This is a genomic window from Ramlibacter agri (assembly GCF_012927085.1).
Lineage (GTDB): Bacteria > Pseudomonadota > Gammaproteobacteria > Burkholderiales > Burkholderiaceae_C > Ramlibacter > Ramlibacter agri.
On the sequence record NZ_JABBFX010000001.1, the window covers coordinates 768,291 to 785,621 of the forward strand.

The window sequence follows — 17,331 nt, forward strand, 5'->3', positions numbered from 1 at the left end:
TATAGCCGCTGCAGCAATTCTGTAGTTTTCACTCCCGGCCGGAGTGCCTAGCATCCGTCCCGCAGAACGAATATGCAAACACGTTTTCCCCATCTCTTCCAGCCGCTCCAGATCGGCAAGCTGCGCCTGAAGAACCGCATCGCCATGGCGCCCATGGGCTTCCCGGCGCTCAGCGACGAGACCGGCCTGCCCACCCAGCGCTACATCGACTACTTCACCGAGCGCGCCCGCGGCGGCGCCGGCCTGCTGATCACCGGCATGTTGAAGGTGGAGGAGAGCATCGAGTACACGACGCGGCGCCGCGGCCCGATCCGCAAGGAGTTCATCCGTCCCTTCGCCGACCTGACGGAAGCCGTGCATGCGCTGGGCGCGAAGATCTTCGTGCAGGTGTCGGCCGGCTTCGGCTACCAGGTGCGCGCGGGCAGCACGCGCGGCGCGCCGGTGGCGCCCTCGGCCATCCCCAGCTTCGGCGACCGCAAGCTGAATTGCCGCGCGCTGACGACGCAGGAAGTGGAGCAACTGGTGCGCAATTTCGGCGACGCCGCCGAGATCCTCGCCAGCGCCGGCGTCGACGGCGTGGAGGTGCACGGCCATGCCGGCTTCCTCATTGACCAGTTCACGACGGCGCTGTGGAACAAGCGGGACGACAAGTACGGCGGCGACCTGCGCGGCCGCATGCAGTTCCCGATCGAGATCCTGCGCGAGATCAAGAAGCGCATGGGCGAGCATTTCCCGGTGCAGTACCGCTACGGCCTCAAGCACTACATGAAGTCGCTGGACGTAGCGGGCCTGCCGGGCGAGCAATTCGTCGAGATCGGGCGCGACATCCCCGAGGGCCTGGAGATGGCGCGCATCCTGGAAGGCGAGGGCTACGACGCGCTGGCCGTGGACGCGGGCTCGCTCACCGGCCACTACTGGGCGCATCCGCCCATGTACCAGAAGCACGGCTGCCTGATGCACCTGGCGGCCCTGACCAAGGAAGCCGTGAAGATCCCGGTGGTCGCGGTCGGCCGCCTGGACGTGCCCGAGCTCGCCGAGCAGGTGCTGGCCAATGGCGAAGCCGACGTCGTCTCGCTGGCGCGGGGCCTGCTGGCCGACCCGCAGTGGCCCAACAAGGTGCGCGAAGGCAAGGTCGAGGACATCCGTCCCTGCATCGGCTGCCACCAGGCCTGCAGCGAGGCGATCCACGGGCGCGAGATCAACTCCTGCACCGTCAACCCGGCGGCGGGCCGCGAAAGCACGCACACGCTGAAGCCGGCGGAAACGCGCCGGCGCATCCTGGTGGCCGGCGGCGGCGTTGCCGGCATGGAGGCCGCGCGCGTCACGGCCAGCCGCGGCCACGAGGTGGTCCTGTACGAGCGCAGCTCGCGCCTGGGCGGCCACCTGCTGGAAGCCGCCGTGCCCGAGGAGAAGAAGGACCTGGAGCGGCTCAACACCTGGTACCAGCGGCAGCTGGACGAACTGGGCGTGCAGGTGAAGCTGCAGGCCGAGGTGACGCCGGATGTCGTCGAGAGCGAGCAACCCGAGGTGGTGGTCGTCGCCACCGGCTCGCGCGACGTCATCCCGTCCGTGCCCGGCATCCGCGGCGCGCAGGTGATGACCAGCACCGAGGTCCTGCTGGGCCTGCGCAGTGCGGGCCAGTCCGTCGCGGTGGTCGGCGGCGGCGAGAACGGCTGCGAGGTGGCCCTGTGGCTCGCGCAGCAGGGCCGCAACGTCACGCTGGTGGAGATGCAGGCGAAACTGATCGCGATTCCGGTGGCGCGTTCCAACCGCAACATGCTGATCGACTCGCTGGCGCTGCACAACGTGGAAGTGCTCACCAGCACCGCCTTGCGCGAAGTAGTGGATGGCGCTGTGCTGGTGGCGGCGCGCGAGGGCGAGCCGCGCCGCATCGCCTGCGATTCGGTGGTGCTGGCCGTGGGCATGCGGGCCGAGGACCAGCTGTACGAAAGCCTGCTCGGAAGCTACCCGGGCCTGGTGTACGGCATCGGCGACAGCCAGGGGCCGCACAACATCATGAAGGCGGTGTGGGATGCCTACGAGGTGGGCCGCACGGTCTGAGCGAACGAGAACAGGAGACAAAGCCATGAACAAGACGCGTCGCACCCTGCTGCAGGCCGCCGGCTGGGGCAGCCTTTCCGCCCTGGCCGCCCCTGGCCTGGCCTGGGCGCAGGACTATCCCAGGCAGGCCATCACCCTGAACGTGGGCTACGGCCCCGGCGACAACATGGACCTGATGGCCCGCATGCTCGCCACCAAGGTGGAGAAGATGCTGGGCCAGCCCGTGGTGGTGATGAACAAGCCTGGCGCCGCCGGCGCCGTGGCGCTGGTGAGCCTGGCCAAGGAAAAGCCGGACGGCTATCAGCTGGCCGCGGTGCTGGACACGGCGCTCGCGCGCCTGCCGCTGCTGCGCAAGCTCAGTTATTCGCTGGAAGACTTCACGCCGGTCATGCAGTACGCCTCGGGTGCGACCGGCGTCGTCGTGAAGGCGGACTCGCCCTGGAAGACGCTGCCCGAGCTGATCGCCTACGCCAAGGCCAACCCCGGCAAGGTGAGCTACACGACCACCGGGCCGGGCACGACGATGCACGTGGCTTTCCAGTTCATCGAGAAGCAGGCCGGCATCGAGTGGACGCACGTGCCGTATCCCGCGGCCATGCAAGGCCTGGCGGCGGTGCTGGGCGGCCACGTCACCGCCAACGTGGCCGCGCCGCAGTGGGCCAACGACGTCAAGAACGGCAACCTGCGCCTGCTGGCCGTGCTGAGCGAGAAGCGCATGAGCGGCTTCCCCGAGGTGCCCACCCTGAAGGAACTGGGCTACGACTTCGCCGCCGATTCCGGCAGCGACATCGTGGCGCCCAAGGGCATGCCGCCGGCCATCGTCAAGAGGCTGGCCGACGCCTTCTCCAAGGCCGCCCAGGACCCCGAATACGTCAAGCTGGTGCACCAACTGCAGCTGGAAACCAACTACCGCGACAGCGAGGACCTGAAGCGCTACCTGGAAGGGACGAAGAAGGGTTTTGCCAAGCTGATCGTGGACATGAAGATCCCGACGGATTTCGACAGCGCGAAATGAGGAAGAAGGAATGAGCAGGATGAAGGGCGGCGAACTGATCGCCGACTACCTGGTGCAGGAAGAGGTGCCGTACATCTTCGGCATCTGCGGGCACGGCAACGTGGGCATACTCGACGCGCTGTACGACCGGCGCGACAAGATCCAGCTGGTGTCGCCGCGCCATGAGCAGTGCGCCGGCCACATGGCCGACGCCTATTTCCGCGTCAAGCACAAGCCGGTGGCGACGCTGACTTCCACGGGCCCGGGCTCGGCCAACATGGTGATGTCGCTGGCCACCGCGCTGTCGGACTCGTCGGCCTTCATGGCCATCACCTCCAACGTGCCGACCTCGCAGCACAACCGCGCGCCCTTCCAGGAGCTGTACAAGCACAACCAGGCGGACTTCGCGCAGGTGATGCGGCCGGTCGTTAAGCGCGCCTTCCAGCCCAGCCGCGTCGACATGCTGCCGCTGGCGCTGCGCCAGGCCATGGACACGATGGTCACCGGCCGGCCGGGACCGGTGAACCTGGACATCCCGTACAACGTGTACCAGGAGGAAGACGAGGTCGAACTGCCCGCGCGCTCGAACCTGCACCGCGCGCACCGGCCCGGCGCGAGCGAGCAGGACGTGCAGGCCGTCGTCGAGCTGCTGGCCGCCGCTCACCAGCCGGTGCTGTTCATCGGCCACGGCGCCACCTTGTCGGAAGCCGGCGCGGAGATCACCGAGCTGGCCGAGCGCTTCGGCATCCCGGTGATCACTTCGCCCAACGGCATGGGCTGCATCCGCGGCGACCACCCGCTGGCGCTGGGCTTCATCGGCCGCAACGGCGCCTATCCCGCCAACGAGGCGGGGCGGCGCGCCGACCTGGTGCTGACGCTGGGCACGCGCTTCGACGACCGCAGCGCTTCAAGCTGGCACACCGGCTATTCGTGGAACTTCCCGAAGACGAAGCTGGTGCACGTGGACATCGACCCGCAGGAGCTGGGTCGCAACTATGCGCCGGACCTGGGCGTCATCGCCGACGTCCAGGTGTTCACGCGGCAATTGCTGAACGAGCTGGCGAAGCGTGAACTGAGCGACGCGCGTTTTGCGCCGTGGCGCGAGCAGGTGCAGTGCTGGCAGCGCGAGTGGGAGGCCTTCGTGCGGCCGCACTTCGAAGACTCCACCAGCCCGCTGCGGCCCGAGTTCGTCGTGGGCACCCTGCAGAAGATCCTGCCGGACGACGTGATCCTCTCGCTGGATTCCGGCGTGCACCACAACTGGTTCATGCAGTTCTGGCAGTCGAAGCGGCCCCAGAGCATGTTGAACAGCTGGGGCTATTCCAGCATGGGCTTCGGCGTCTGCGGCGTCATGGGCGCGCAGCTGGCCGCGCCCGACCGGCCTTGCGTGGCAGTTGTCGGTGACGGCGGTTTCACGATGGCACCCTACGTTCTCTGCACCGCTGTCGAATACAACCTGCCGGTGGTCTGGATCGTCTGGAACAACTTTGCCTGGGGCGCCATCCGCGACCTGCAGTACGGCTTGTTCGACGGCCGCGAGATCGGCACGGCCTTCTACAAGGGCCAGAGCGGCGAGCGCTACAACCCGGACTTCGCGGCCTGGGCGCGCGCGGCCGGCGCCGACGGCATGACCGTCAAGCGCCCGCAGGAGCTGGCCGCCGCCGTGCAGCAGGCGCTGAAGAATCGCCGCCCCTGCGTGATCGACGTGCACGTGGACGCCGAGGTGCGCCCGCCTTCCACCGGCACCTGGCAGCTGCCGCCCATCCCCTACAAGGAGCCGGCGTTCGGCAAGCCTTGGATCGCCTGATTTCCACTTCTTCCTTCCAGAGAGATTCCATGACCCGAAAGATCGCCCTCGTCGTCGGCGGCTCCCGCGGCATCGGTGCCGCCAGCGTGCAGGCGCTTGCCGCCGCGGGCTTCGACGTCGCCTATACCTACGTGAACCGCGAAGCCCCGGAGCCGCACGAGCAGGCCGGCGCGCGCGTGCGCGGCTACCGCCTGGACGTCGGCGATGCCGAAGCCGTGCAGCGGGTCTTCGCTGACGTCGCGCATGACTTCGGCGCCGCGCCGCACTGTGTGGTGGCCAGCGCCGGCATCAACGTGCCCCCGGGGCCCCTGGCGAGCTTCCCCGCCGCCCGCTTCCGCGAGCTGGTGGAGGTGAACATCGTCGGCGCCTTCAACGTGCTGGCCGAGGCCGCGCGCCAGGTGCAGGACGGCGGCACCATCATTGGGCTGACCACCTCGATGATCCGCCACGCGGTGCCTGGCGGCGGCCCTTACACCGCCTCGAAGGCGGCGGTGGAGTCGCTGCTGCGCTCGCTGGCCAAGGAACTGGCCGGCCGCAAGGTGCGCGTCAATGCCGTCGCACCGGGCCCGGTCGATACCGACCTGTTCCGCTCCGGCAAGAACGAGGAGGCGCTGCAGCGCTCGGCCGCAATGAGCCCGCTCAATCGCGTGGGCCGGCCCGAGGAGATCGGGGAAGTCGTCGCCTTTCTCGCGTCCGACAAGTCCTCCTGGATCACCGGGCAGACGGTGCAGCCGAACGGCGGCCTGGTCTGAGCGGCTTCAGCGCCGCAGCTGCGTGAACGCCGTCAGCTCCCAGCTGCGCATCGCCAGCACCAGCGTGTAGCCGCTGCGCTCCTTCTCCGGCAGGCGCTGGTCGGCCTGGTGCTGCTGCGCGAAGTCCTGCGCCACGCGCTGCAGGCGATCGAGGAAGGACGGCGCGATGGCGCGGCTGACCGAGCCGTGCACCAGCAGCAGGCCTTCGGCGTGGTGGTCGAAGCCGCCGTTGAAGTAGTCCAGCACCGCGTGCTCGCGGAAATAGTGCATCACCGGCCCGTGCGGCCGCCACCGGAAGGTCTTGGCGAGCTTCAGGCGGTAGCGGTTCAGGGGCCGCAGTTCGATGATGCCGATGCGATCAAGTTGCGCGAAGTACTTGATGCACTCCGCCTCGCTCAGCCTGTATTCCCCGGTGATCTGCTCCAGGGTCCAGCCGCTCAGGACGCAGATGGCGCACAGCAGCAGCTTCTTGTCCGCCACCACCGCCTTCTCCTGCTCCTGCGTCAGCTCCTTCACCAGCGGCTGCGCATCGGCGACGCGCCGCGCCAGCTCGCCGAAATCGAGCTTCAGCACGCGGCAGATCGCGTCGATGCGGGACAGCGCCATGTCGCCCTTGGCGAGCATGCGCTTGACGCTGGATTCGGCCATGCCGAGGCCTTCAGCCAGGTCGGCATACGTCATCTGCGCGGACTTCAGCTCCTTCTTCAGGGCCAGGACCAGATCGGCGGTGGTGCTCATGCAAGTACAGGAATGCGATACCGCGAGGGCAATGGAACGACAATGTAGCCGGAATTCCGGGACGACCCGCCGCCCGCTTCCGAGACTGCGGCCCTCTCTCACACAACTTCCAATGAAGGAGTCGCCATGAGGATGGCAGGCAGAATGCAAGCCGAGGAGGAGAAGTCATGAGCACCGCCGTCGCCGAAGAAGCGGTACCGCCCGCCACGGGCGAGTCCCATCCGAACCAGTTCGCGCTGCTGCGCCAGCGCCGCTTCGCGCCATTTTTCTGGACGCAGTTCGCCGGGGCCGCGAACGACAACCTGTTCAAGTTCGCGTTCACGGTGCTGGTCACCTACCAGCTTCAGGTGGCGTGGATGCAGCCCGCCGTCGCCGGGCTGGTGATCGGCGCGCTGTTCATCCTGCCCTTCCTGCTGTTCTCCGCCACCAGCGGGCAGCTGGCGGACAAGTACCCGAAGGACCTCGTCATCCGGCTGGTGAAGTGGCTGGAGATCGCCATCATGCTGCTGGCGGCCTACGGCTTCTTCGGCAGCAACGTGCCGGTGCTGCTGGCCTGCGTGTTCCTCATGGGCCTGCACTCGACCCTGTTCGGGCCGGTCAAGTACGCCTACCTGCCGCAGCACCTGAACGAGCGCGAGCTCACCGGCGGCAACGGCATGGTGGAGATGGGGACCTTCGTCGCCATCCTGCTGGGCGACGTGGCGGGCGGCCTGATCGTCGCGGTCCCGCACGTGGGCGCGCACTGGGTCGGCTTCTGCTGCATCGCACTGGCGCTGCTGGGGCGGCTTGCCGCGCAATGGGTGCCGCCTTCGCCGGCGACCGACCCGGGCCTGAAGATCAACTGGAACCCGGTCAGCGAGACCTGGCGCAACCTGAAGCTGGCGCACGGCAACGTGGTCGTGTTCCGCTCGCTGCTGGGCATCAGCTGGATGTGGTTCTTCGGGTCGGTGTTCCTCACCCAGTTCCCGGCCTTCGCCAAGGAGGTGCTGCACGGTGACGAACACGTGGCTTCGCTGCTGCTGGTGGTGTTCTCGGTGGGCATCGGCGTCGGTTCGCTGCTGTGCGAGATCCTGTCGCGGCGGCACGTGGAGATCGGCCTGGTGCCGCTGGGCGCGATCGGCATGACGGTGTTCGCCGTGGACCTGTACTTCGCCTCGCGCGGACTGCCGCCGCAGAGCGCGGACATGGGGGTGGCCGTCTTCATCTCCACCGGCGCGCACTGGCGCGTGATGGCGGACCTGGCCTTGCTCTCGCTGTTCGCGGGCCTCTATTCGGTGCCGATGTACGCGCTGATCCAGCTGCGCGCCGAGCCCAGCCACCGGGCGCGCATCATCGCCGCCAACAACATCCTCAACGCGCTGTTCATGATCGTCAGCGCGCTGCTGGCCGGCGCGCTGCTGGCCGGCGGCGCCACCATCCCGCAGGTGTTCCTGTACACCGGCATCGCCAACGCCATCGTGGCCGGCTATATCTTCCTGCTGGTGCCGGAATACCTGCTGCGCTTCTTCGCCTGGGTGCTGTCGCACCTGGTCTACCGCTTCCGCGTGCGCGGCGACGAGCAGATCCCCTCGCAAGGCCCGGCGGTTCTCGTGTGCAACCACGTGAGCTTCGTCGATGCGGTGCTGCTGATGGCGGCCAGCCCGCGGCCGATCTACTTCGTGATGGACCACCGCATCTTCCAGGTGCCGGTGCTGGGCTGGGTGTTCAAGCTGGCCAAGGCCATCCCGATCGCGCCGCAGAAGGAGGACCCGGCCGTCTACGACGCCGCCTTCGAGCGCTCGGCGCAGGTGCTGCGCGACGGCGACATCCTGCTGATCTTCCCCGAGGGCGGCCTCACCCGCGACGGCCAGCTGCAGCCTTTCAAGGGCGGCGTGATGAAGGTGCTGGAACGCGCGCGGGCCGACGGCCTGGAGCCGCCGGTGGTGCCGATGGCGCTGACGAACCTGTGGGGTTCCTTCTTCAGCCGCATCGAGGCCAAGGGCGCGATGGCGAAGCCTTTCCGCCGCGGCGCGTTCAACCGCGTGGGCCTGAACGTGGGCGCGCCGGTGCCCGCGAACCAGGCGCAGCCCGAACTGCTGCAGCAGCGGGTCGGGGCCTTGCTGGCGCAGGGCTGATCCCGCGCTGTTGGCTGGCGCCCACAGGCGGGCGCTCGCCCGTCCATGCGGCCGTTGCGCACGGCCGTACTCGTCCGTAGATTGCTCTGATCGTTTGGGGAGATCCAACTTGAAGCGTCTCGCTTTCCTGTTCCGTTTCCGCGGCCGCCTCGCGCGCGGCGCCTTCTGGCTGCGGCTGCTGCTGGTGCTCGTTGCCTTCGCGCTGCTCGATACCGCGTTGACGCCCGTGCTGGGACAAGCGCGCGTGTGGCTGCTGAATCCGCTGGCGCTGTGGCTGCTGCTGGCGGCCTCCGCGCAGCGCCTGCATGACCGCGATTACGGCGCGCGCTGGCTGTTCGTGGGCCTGGTGCCGGTGTTCGGCGCGGCCTGGCTGGCGTGGCAGTTCCTGCGCCGCGGCGCGCCCAGCGACAACCGCTGGGGCCCCGACCCGCTGCGGGAGACCGGCGACTTCCTGGTGGTGGGCTGAATGCAGGGCCAGATCGTCAACGACGTCACCGGGCTGAACCCGGTCCCGGTCTTCGCCATCCATCGCCCGCGCAGCGTCGACGAGGTGGTGGAAGCCATCCGGCGCTACGACGGCGCGGTCTCGGTCGGCGGCGGCCACTTCAGCATGGGCGGCCAGACCGCCAGCCCGGGCAGCCTGCACCTGGACATGCGGCAGATGAACCGCGTGCTCGGCTTCTCGCCAGTCGACAAGACCATCCGCGTGCAGGCCGGCATCCGCTGGTGCGACATCCAGCGCTTCGTCGACCCGCACGACCTGTCCGTGAAGATCATGCAGACCTACGCCAACTTCACGGTGGGCGGGTCGCTGAGCGTGAACGTGCATGGCCGCTACATGGGCCTGGGGCCCGTGATCCTGAGCGTGCGCTGGTTCAAGCTGGTGCTCGCCGACGGCACCGTGGCGCAGGCCACGCCGGAAGGCAACCCGGAACTGTTCCATGCGGTGATCGGCGGCTACGGCGGGCTTGGCGTGATCGTGGAGGTGGAACTGGCGCTGGCCGACAACGTCAAGGTCAAGCGCGTCGCCACCAAGCTTTCGTCCGCGGATTACTACGAGCACTTTCGCGCCAAGGTGCGCAACTCGCCCGACGCGGTGTTCCACAACGCCGACCTCTACCCGCCGCACTACGACCGCGCCCGCTCGGTCACCTGGGTGCGCACCGACGAAGCCGTCACCGAACCGCGCCGGCTGCATCGCGGCGGCGCCGGCTATGCGCTGGAGCGCTACTTCGTCTGGGCCGTCACCGAGACGCCGCTGGGCAAGTGGCGCCGCGAGCACCTCATCGACCCCCTCCTGTACGCCTCGCGCAAAGTGCACTGGCGCAACTTCGAGGCGAGCTACGACGCCGCGGAGCTGGAGCCGGCCTCGCGCAAGCGCACCACCTACGTGCTGCAGGAGTACTTCGTGCCGGTGGAGAAGTTCACCGAGTTCGTGCCGCGCATGGCGGAGGTGCTGCGGCGCCATCGCGTGAACGCGCTGAACGTCTCGGTGCGCCACGCGCAGGGCGACCCCGGTTCGCTGATGGCGTGGGCACGCGGCGAGACCTTCGCCTTCGTGCTCTATTACAAGCAGCGCACCCGCGACAACGCGAAGAACCGCGTCGCCATCTGGACGCGCGAGCTGATCGACGCGGTGCTGTCCGTCGGCGGCTGCTACTACCTGCCCTACCAGCCGCACGCGACGCCGGAGCAGTTCCACGCGGCCTATCCGCGGGCCCGCGAGCTGTTCGCGCTGAAGCGCCGGCTCGATCCGCGCTTCCGCTTCCGCAACGTCCTCTGGGACAAGTACTACGCCGAGCCCGCCATGACGCCTGCCGCGCCGTCCGCCTCCGAGTTCCGCACCGTGTACGGCGAGCTGTCGTCGCACGACGCGTTCTACAAGTTCCTGCAGAACATCTACCGCCTCTATCCCGAGGACCGCTTCCACACGCTGATCAAGGACAGCTGCGAGCGGCTGGATTCCGACGAGGCCATCTACCGCCAGCTGCAGCGCGACCTGCCGGCCATCAAGCCCTTCCACGCCGACCTCACCTACGCACTGCCGTCCCTGTTCAAGCAGAAGCAGGAGATGGCGCGCCAGACCCTGGAGCTGCTGGAGAGCCAGCGCGACGTCGACGGCTATCTCGAGATCGGCAGCACCGGCCGCTACATCAGCGAACTGCGCAAGCACCTGCGGGTGAAGGGCCCGGTGGTGCTGGTGAACGACGTCGCGCCGGGCTGGTCGCCGGTGGACATCGTCGAACGCGGCGGCCTGCGCAAGATCGGCGAGTTCGTGCCGATGGCTGACTACTCACCGCTGCCGGACACGCTGCCCGCGGGGGGCTTCCAGGTGGTCACCTGCTACATCGGCCTGCACCACTGCCCGCTGGACAAGCTGGATGCCTTCGTCCGCTCCATCGTGCGCGTGCTGGCGCCAGGTGGCCTGTTCATCCTGCGCGACCACGACGTCAAGGGCAAGGCGATGGACGCCTTCGTCAGCCTGGCGCACACCGTGTTCAATGCGGGACTGGGCGTGCCCTGGAGCACCAATGCGGCGGAACTGCGGCACTTCCGGCCGCTGGACGAGTGGATCGCCTACCTGGGCGAACGCGGCCTGCGCCACACCGGGCCGCGCCTGCTGCAGGCGCACGATCCCTCCGACAACGTGCTGCTTGCCTTCCGCAAGGAGGCCGCGTGATGGCCCGCTGGCGCGCGCTGCTGGCCGCGGCCTGCTTCTGCATGACGGCCGCGGCGCAGGAGGCGCCGGTCGCGCCGCCGGAGCACCGGCGCGGCGTGGAGCAGACCTTCCTGACCTACCCGGAGTGGTTCCTGGTGTTCAGCCCGGCGGAGTACGCGCAGTTCGTGCGGCGCGCGCAGCCGGATGCCTTCCCCTTCTGGGGCCACATCGGGCAGTTCTGGGAAAGCTACGGCGCCGTGTTCCGCGAAAGCCGCGCGCGCGGCGACGAGCTGAACCCGGGCTACCACCTGATGATCATGGTGATCGGCACCAGCACCACGGTGGAATACGCGCTGCGCTCCGCGTATGAAAGCCTCATCGGCCGGCTCGCTGCCGCCACCGCCGGCCAGCCCACGCCGGAAGACCGCTTTGCCGCTGGCGTGGCGCAGGACTACGTCGACTTCATCCGCGTGCTGCCCTGGTACGAGTACGACTTCGGCAAGCAGCTGAAAACCTTGTGGACGCAGGTGCCGGCCACGGGGCCGGACCTCGCGCGCAAGTGGGAGCGGCGTTTCGCGCTGACCACCGAGTACGGCATCAAGGCCTTGTACGCGCAGATGATCAAGGCGGGCACCAAGTCGATCTACGACACGCCGTTGCTGGTGACGTCGGTCGTCGTGCAGCCCGCGCCGAAGGCCGATGCCAGGCTGCCCGAGGTGAAGGTGCTGCAGGCGCTGCCCGATGGCGCCGTGCTCGCCACCATCCCGCGCTACGACGCCTTCACGGCGTATGCACAGGGGCTGGCGGCGCAGGGCCTGGAGTTCCGCGAGGTGGCGGGCAACCGCTCCATCATGCTGGTGAGCCTGCTGGGCGACCAGGCCTGGGAGCCGCACACGGGCATTGCCAAGCGCATCCTGGAGCAGCCCATCCTGACCCAGCCGGGACGCAAACGCGTGGTGGCCACCGTGCAGGTGCAGCAGCTGGGCGAGGCGCTGCGCGAGTGGCAGCGCGCGGGCGTGCAGGTGGAGCACCTGTTTGACTACTAGGGCGACGCGCCGGCGCCAGGGCCGCGGGCCCGTGCTGCTGGCGGCGTCCGTGACGCTCGGCGTGCTGGCGCTGCTGGCCAGCGTTGTCGCGGGCTGGCTGCTGTACACGGGCGCGCGACTCGCGTGGACGGAGACGCAGGAGCGCAAGCAGGCCGCGCCGCCCGGCGGCCGCTGGCTGGCCGCGCACGACACCGAGATCCACGTGCATGAATGGGGCCCGCCGGACGCCCCGCCGCTGCTGCTGGTGCACGGCACCGGCGCCTGGACCGGCACCTGGGTGAGCAACGTCGACAGCCTGAAAAACGCCGGCTACCGCGTCGTCGCCATCGACCTGCCGCCCTTCGGCTACAGCCTGCCGCCGGCGAGCGGCGACTACAGCCGCCAGGCGCAGGCGCGGCGCATCCTGGCGGTCGCCGCGCAACTGGGCCCGCAACCCGTCACCCTGGTGGGCCACTCCTTCGGCGGCGGCCCCGCGGCCGAAGCCGCGATGCTGGAGCCCGGCCGCTTCGTCCACGTGGTGCTGGTCGATGCGGCGATCGGCCTGCAGCCCGCGGATGCCGCGCCCTGCGAGAGCGGCGGCGCGGTGGCGGCCGTGGCCGGCTGGCGCGGGCTGCGCACCTTGCTGGTGGGCGCCGTGGGCACCGAGCCGGCTTTCAGCGCGCACTGGCTGCGGCAGTTCGTCGCGCGCCAGGAGGTGGTGACCCCCGAGCGCACGGGGATCTACCAGCAGCCCTTCGCGACCCGCGGCTTCAGCGCCGGGCTGGGCGACTGGGCCTACCAGTTCGGCACCGGCTGCGAGCAGGCGGCCAGCAGCCGCGCGCCGGGCTGGCGCCGGCTGGCCTTGCCGGTGTCGCTGCTGTGGGGCGAGCAGGACAGCATCACGCCGCTGGCACAGGCGCGCCAGCTGAAGTCGCTGCTGCCGCGCGCGCGGCTGACCGTGCTGCCCGGCGTCGGCCACATCCCGCAGATCGAGGACGTGCCGCGCTTCAATGCCGCGCTGCTGCAGGTCTTGGCCAACCAGCCTTGAGTACCGCAATCCGATACTGAGTGGGCTTGATCCCGCTGCTTCGTCGCAATCCAGGCTTCTTTCGGGACGGCGCGCCCCACACTCCGCGCCGTCCCACCCCAGGAGCCTTGCCATGCAGATCGAAGCCCAGTCCGCCAGCCCCGGCCCCCTGCGCCTGCGCGCGCCCGAAGTGCTGCAAGCCATCGGCGCCCGTGCCGTGCGCCAGGCGGTCCCGCTGGCACCGGAGCGCCAGGCCGAGCTGGAAGGCGAGGCGGGCCGCGTGCTGGCCGCGCTGCTCGCGCACGAGCCGGAAGGCGGCCTGGCGGGCTGCCTGGACGGCGCGCTGCTCCCCGGCCGGGTGCGGGCGGACGTCGGCCTGGTAGAAGCCGGCCGCCTGCAGCGCAAGTTCGGCGACCTGGAGGCCTTGCCCGTCTTCCGCGCCCTGCAGGGCCTGCGTGCGGAGCTGAAGGCCCGCTGCATGGGCGGGCCGGCCGCGGCGCGGCACTGGTGGGATCGGCTGCCCTGGGCGGCGCGGCCCCTGGTGGAGACGCAAGCCGGCGCGGACGCGCCGCAGCGCCTGCGCGATGCGCTCGCCACGCTGGACCATGCCTGTGAATCGGTGCGCACGGAGCTGGCGGGTCTGGAGCTCACCCGCGCCTCGTTGTGGGACGCGATGCAGCAGCTGGCCGGCGCCATCCACTTCGCCCAGGTGCTGGACGAGCGCCTGCGCATCAAGGTCGAAGTGCTGCGCACTTCCGATGCGCAGCGCGCCGGCATGCTCGATGCCGACGTGCTGCAGCCCGTGCGGCGCGACCGCCAGGAGATGCTGGCGCAGCAGGTGCTGTGCACCAACTGCTACTTCGCCATCGAGGTGCTGAAGAAGACCGGGCAGGAAGTGCTGGCGGCCTGTGCGCAGATCGCCGCGCTGCTGCAGGATGGCGAAGGCGCCCAGGTGCAGCAGGCCTTGCAGGCGCTGGATGCGATGGAAGCTTTCCGCGCGGAGGCGGCAAGCGCGATGGCGCAGAACGCGGCGATGCTGGGGGAGTTGTCCAGCGGCCGCGTGCTGCACTAGACGCCCCGCGCGCGGTCCTGCTTGAACTGCGCCGCGAAGGCCGCGAAGCGCTGCTGCTCCAGCGCGTCGCGCACTTCCTGCATCAGGTTCAGGTAGTAGTGCAGGTTGTGGATGGTGGCGAGCATCGGCGCCAGCATCTCGCCGCAGCGCTCCAGGTGGTGCAGGTAGGCGCGCGAGAAGCCGCCGCTCACGGTGCCGTCCGGCCGCGTGTAGCCCTTGCAGGCGTAGCAGCTGCAGCTTTCGTCCAGCGGGCGCTCGTCGCTGCGGTGGCGCGCGTTGCGCAGCTTCAGGTCGCCGAAGCGCGTGAAGAGATGGCCGTTGCGCGCATTGCGGGTGGGCATCACGCAGTCGAACATGTCCACGCCCTGCGCCACGCCGGCCACCAGGTCTTCCGGCGTGCCCACGCCCATCAGGTAGCGCGGCTTGTTTGCCGGCAGGCGATGCGGCGTGTGCGCCATGATGCGCAGCATGTCTTCCTTGGGCTCGCCGACACTGACGCCGCCGACCGCGTAGCCGGGGAAGTCCATCTCCACCAGCGCTTCCAGCGACTCCTGGCGCAGGTGCTCGAACATGCCGCCCTGCACGATGCCGAACAGCGCGTTCGGGTTCGCGAGGCGCGCGAATTCTTCCTGGCAGCGCACGGCCCAGCGGCGCGACAGCTCCATCGAGACGCGGGCCTCGGCTTCGGTCGTGACGTGGCCCTTGGTGTCGTAAGGCGTGCACTCGTCGAACTGCATGACGATGTCCGAGTTGAGCACCGTCTGGATCTGCATCGAGGTCTCGGGCGTCAGGAACAGCTTGTCGCCGTTGACCGGCGAGGCGAACTTGACGCCCTCTTCGCTGATCTTGCGCATCTCGCCCAGGCTCCACACCTGGAAGCCGCCCGAATCCGTGAGGATCGGTTTGTTCCATTGTTCGAAGCGGTGCAAGCCGCCGAACTGCTTCAGCACGTCCAGGCCCGGGCGCATCCACAGGTGGAAGGTGTTGCCCAGGATGATCTGGGCGTTCATCTCCTCCAGCGAGCGCGGCGTGACGCCCTTCACGGTGCCGTAGGTGCCCACGGGCATGAAGATCGGCGTCTGCACGACGCCGTGGTTCAGGGTCAGCGTGCCGCGGCGCGCGTGGCCTTCGGTGGCGAGGACTTCAAAACGGAGCATTGCGTGATTTTCGGCGCTGGCCGATTTGTATCTGAATGTTTACGATCGGGGATGGACCAAAAACTGCCCTGGTACCGCTCGGTCGCGGTCAAAAGCTGCCTGATCGCCTTCGTCGCGACCCATATTCCCTTGCTGGGGCTGATCGCGCTGATCGTCGCCTTTCCCCAGTGGCTGTCGCCCTGGGGCGTGTTCTGGGCGGCGCTCGTGTTCACGCTGCTGGCCACGGTGTTCGTGATCGCGGTGCTCTGGAAGATGTTCCGCCCGCTGCGCGAAGCCGCCGACGGCCTGCGCGGCTTCATGACCGAAGGCCGGCTCGCCCTTCCCAATGTCGCCAGTGGGGGCAGCGGCGACGAGGTCGGCCGCATGGTGCAGGTGCTGGTGCGCTCGCTGGCGCACCTGGAACGTTCGCGCACGCCGCTGCTGGACGCCGGCGCCTTTGCCGTGGCTCGCCAGCATTCGGACCAGGGCGCGGTGGCGGACCGCGGCTGGATGGTGCTGCTGGAAGTGGACCAGTGGCAGGCGCTGGACCGCGAAGCCGGCGTCGACGAACTGCTGGCCGTGCAGAAGGGCATGGCCGCCGCGCTGCAGCAGGCGCTGGCCGAAGACGAGGTGTTGCTGCCCTGGGGCCGCGGGCGCTTCCTGGCCATCCTGGCCGGCTCGGGCACGCAGGTCCATGACCGCCTGGAGCGCCTGTGCGGGCAGCTGCCGGTGCCGCGCACCAGCCGCCTCTACACGGCCAGCGCCGCCGTCGAACCGAAGGAAACCGGCGCGCGCTCCTGGGCCGCCGGCCTGCAAAGGCTGGAGCAGAAGCTGTTCTCGATGCGGCTGTCCGGCATGCATGCGCAGGTGGCCTAAGGCTGCGCGAGGAGCTCTTCGAGCGCGGTGACGAGTTGCTCGCACTGCGCCCGCGTGCCGATGGTGATGCGCAGGAAGTGCTCGGTGCGCGGCGTGGCGAAGTGCCGCACGAGGATGCGGCGCTCGCGCAGCTGGCGCAGCAGCTCCGCACCCGCGCGTGAGGCGTGGGCGGCGAACACGAAGTTGGCTTGCGACGGGATCACGTCGAAATCCAGCCGCTCCAGCTGCGCGGCGAGCCATTCGCGGGTGGCGATCACTTGCTGGCGCGTGTGTTCGAAGTGCGCCTGGTCTTGCAGGGCGGCCGTGCCGCCGGCGATCGCGAGCCGGTCCAGCGGGTAGGAGTTGAAGCTGCCCTTGACGCGCTCCAGCGCCTGCAGCAGCGCGGGCTGGCCCACGGCGAAGCCCACGCGCAGGCCGGCCAGGCTGCGCGACTTGGACAGCGTGTGCGTCACCAGCAGGTTGGGGAATTCCGCCACCAGCGGGATCGCCGATTCGGCGCCGAAGTCGACATAGGCCTCGTCGACCAGCACGACGGAATCGCGATTGGCTTCCAGCAATTGCCGGATCTCCGCGCGAGCCAGCGCGCGGCCGGTCGGCGCATTGGGGTTCGGCAGCACCACGCCGCCATTGGGCCGCGCATAGTCCGCGACGCGCAGGCCGAACTCCGCATCCAGCGGCACGGTCTCGAAGGCGATGCCATACAGCCGGCAGTAGACCGGGTAGAAGCTGTAGGTGATGTCCGGGAACAGGATGGGCCGTTCGTGCTTCAGCAGGCCGAGGAAGGCATGGGCCAGCACTTCGTCCGAGCTGTTGCCCGCGAACACGAACTCGGGCGCAATGCCATGCGCCTGGGCGAAGGCCTGGCGCAGCCGGGTGCTGTCCGGGTCCGGGTAGAGCCGCAGGTCCTCGTTGGTCGCTGCGCGAATGGCCGCCAGCGCCGCCGGCGAAGGCGGAAACGGGTTCTCGTTGGTATTGAGCTTGACCAGGCCGGCGATCGCCGGCTGTTCGCCCGGCACGTAGGGCTGGATCGCGTCTACGCCATCGCTCCAGAACTTGTTGCTGTCCATCGT

14 protein-coding genes are annotated in these 17,331 nt (G+C 69.1%); 11 read left to right on the forward strand and 3 right to left on the reverse strand.

Annotated elements, in window-relative coordinates; all coding sequences use genetic code 11:
• The first annotated feature begins 72 nt into the window (after positions 1-72).
• From HHL11_RS03630 to HHL11_RS03645, 4 genes are read left to right on the forward strand one after another with little or no spacing between them, the layout of a single operon-like run.
• On the forward strand, positions 73-2,061 hold the full coding sequence (locus HHL11_RS03630) for an oxidoreductase (protein ID WP_169417079.1): 1,989 nt from the start codon (positions 73-75) through the stop codon (positions 2,059-2,061).
• A 25-nt stretch (positions 2,062-2,086) separates the two neighbouring features.
• The gene (locus tag HHL11_RS03635; RefSeq protein WP_169417080.1) at positions 2,087-3,076 is read left to right on the forward strand and encodes a Bug family tripartite tricarboxylate transporter substrate binding protein; all 990 of its coding nucleotides are present in this window, start codon (positions 2,087-2,089) and stop codon (positions 3,074-3,076) included.
• Positions 3,077-3,086: 10 nt separating this feature from the next.
• The gene (locus tag HHL11_RS03640; protein ID WP_169417081.1) at positions 3,087-4,862 is read left to right on the forward strand and encodes a thiamine pyrophosphate-binding protein; all 1,776 of its coding nucleotides are present in this window, start codon (positions 3,087-3,089) and stop codon (positions 4,860-4,862) included.
• Between the two features lie 29 nt (positions 4,863-4,891).
• Positions 4,892-5,614 (forward strand): SDR family oxidoreductase, encoded by a 723-nt coding sequence (locus HHL11_RS03645; protein ID WP_169417082.1) that lies wholly within the window; start codon positions 4,892-4,894, stop codon positions 5,612-5,614.
• Between the two features lie 6 nt (positions 5,615-5,620).
• On the opposite strand, the gene HHL11_RS03650 is transcribed toward HHL11_RS03645, so the two are convergent.
• On the reverse strand, positions 5,621-6,352 hold the full coding sequence (locus HHL11_RS03650; protein ID WP_169417083.1) for a helix-turn-helix domain-containing protein: 732 nt from the start codon (positions 6,350-6,352) through the stop codon (positions 5,621-5,623).
• Between the two features lie 167 nt (positions 6,353-6,519).
• On the opposite strand from HHL11_RS03650, the gene HHL11_RS03655 reads away from it, so the two are divergent.
• The 6 genes from HHL11_RS03655 (at position 6,520) to HHL11_RS03680 (ending at position 14,249) form a co-directional block, all read left to right on the forward strand.
• The gene (locus HHL11_RS03655; RefSeq protein WP_169417084.1) at positions 6,520-8,466 is read left to right on the forward strand and encodes an MFS transporter; all 1,947 of its coding nucleotides are present in this window, start codon (positions 6,520-6,522) and stop codon (positions 8,464-8,466) included.
• A gap of 109 nt (positions 8,467-8,575) precedes the next feature.
• Positions 8,576-8,932, forward strand: coding sequence for a DUF805 domain-containing protein (locus HHL11_RS03660; RefSeq protein WP_169417085.1), 357 nt, complete (start codon positions 8,576-8,578; stop codon positions 8,930-8,932).
• The gene (locus tag HHL11_RS03665) at positions 8,933-11,146 is read left to right on the forward strand and encodes an FAD-binding protein (protein ID WP_169417086.1); all 2,214 of its coding nucleotides are present in this window, start codon (positions 8,933-8,935) and stop codon (positions 11,144-11,146) included. It abuts the gene before it with no gap.
• A complete protein-coding gene (locus tag HHL11_RS03670; RefSeq protein ID WP_169417087.1) occupies positions 11,146-12,171 on the forward strand; it encodes a hypothetical protein in 1,026 nt (341 codons plus the stop codon). Before HHL11_RS03665 ends, HHL11_RS03670 begins: the two co-directional genes overlap by 1 nt.
• A complete protein-coding gene (locus tag HHL11_RS03675; protein WP_169417088.1) occupies positions 12,161-13,198 on the forward strand; it encodes an alpha/beta fold hydrolase in 1,038 nt (345 codons plus the stop codon). Before HHL11_RS03670 ends, HHL11_RS03675 begins: the two co-directional genes overlap by 11 nt.
• A 112-nt stretch (positions 13,199-13,310) precedes the next feature.
• Entirely contained in the window at positions 13,311-14,249 is a 939-nt protein-coding gene (locus tag HHL11_RS03680) for a toxic anion resistance protein (RefSeq protein WP_169417089.1), read from the forward strand.
• Here the strand turns inward: HHL11_RS03680 and tgt are convergent.
• Positions 14,246-15,406: a tRNA guanosine(34) transglycosylase Tgt gene (gene tgt, locus HHL11_RS03685; protein WP_169417090.1), complete on the reverse strand. Its 1,161-nt coding sequence runs from the start codon at positions 15,404-15,406 to the stop codon at positions 14,246-14,248. The two genes, HHL11_RS03680 and tgt, sit on opposite strands and share 4 nt — an antisense overlap.
• A gap of 51 nt (positions 15,407-15,457) precedes the next feature.
• Between tgt and HHL11_RS03690 the strand changes: the two genes are divergently transcribed.
• A complete protein-coding gene (locus HHL11_RS03690; protein ID WP_169417091.1) occupies positions 15,458-16,261 on the forward strand; it encodes a hypothetical protein in 804 nt (267 codons plus the stop codon).
• Here the strand turns inward: HHL11_RS03690 and hisC are convergent.
• The gene (hisC, locus tag HHL11_RS03695) at positions 16,258-17,328 is read right to left on the reverse strand and encodes a histidinol-phosphate transaminase (RefSeq protein WP_169417092.1); all 1,071 of its coding nucleotides are present in this window, start codon (positions 17,326-17,328) and stop codon (positions 16,258-16,260) included. The two genes, HHL11_RS03690 and hisC, sit on opposite strands and share 4 nt — an antisense overlap.
• Positions 17,329-17,331 lie beyond the last annotated feature (3 nt).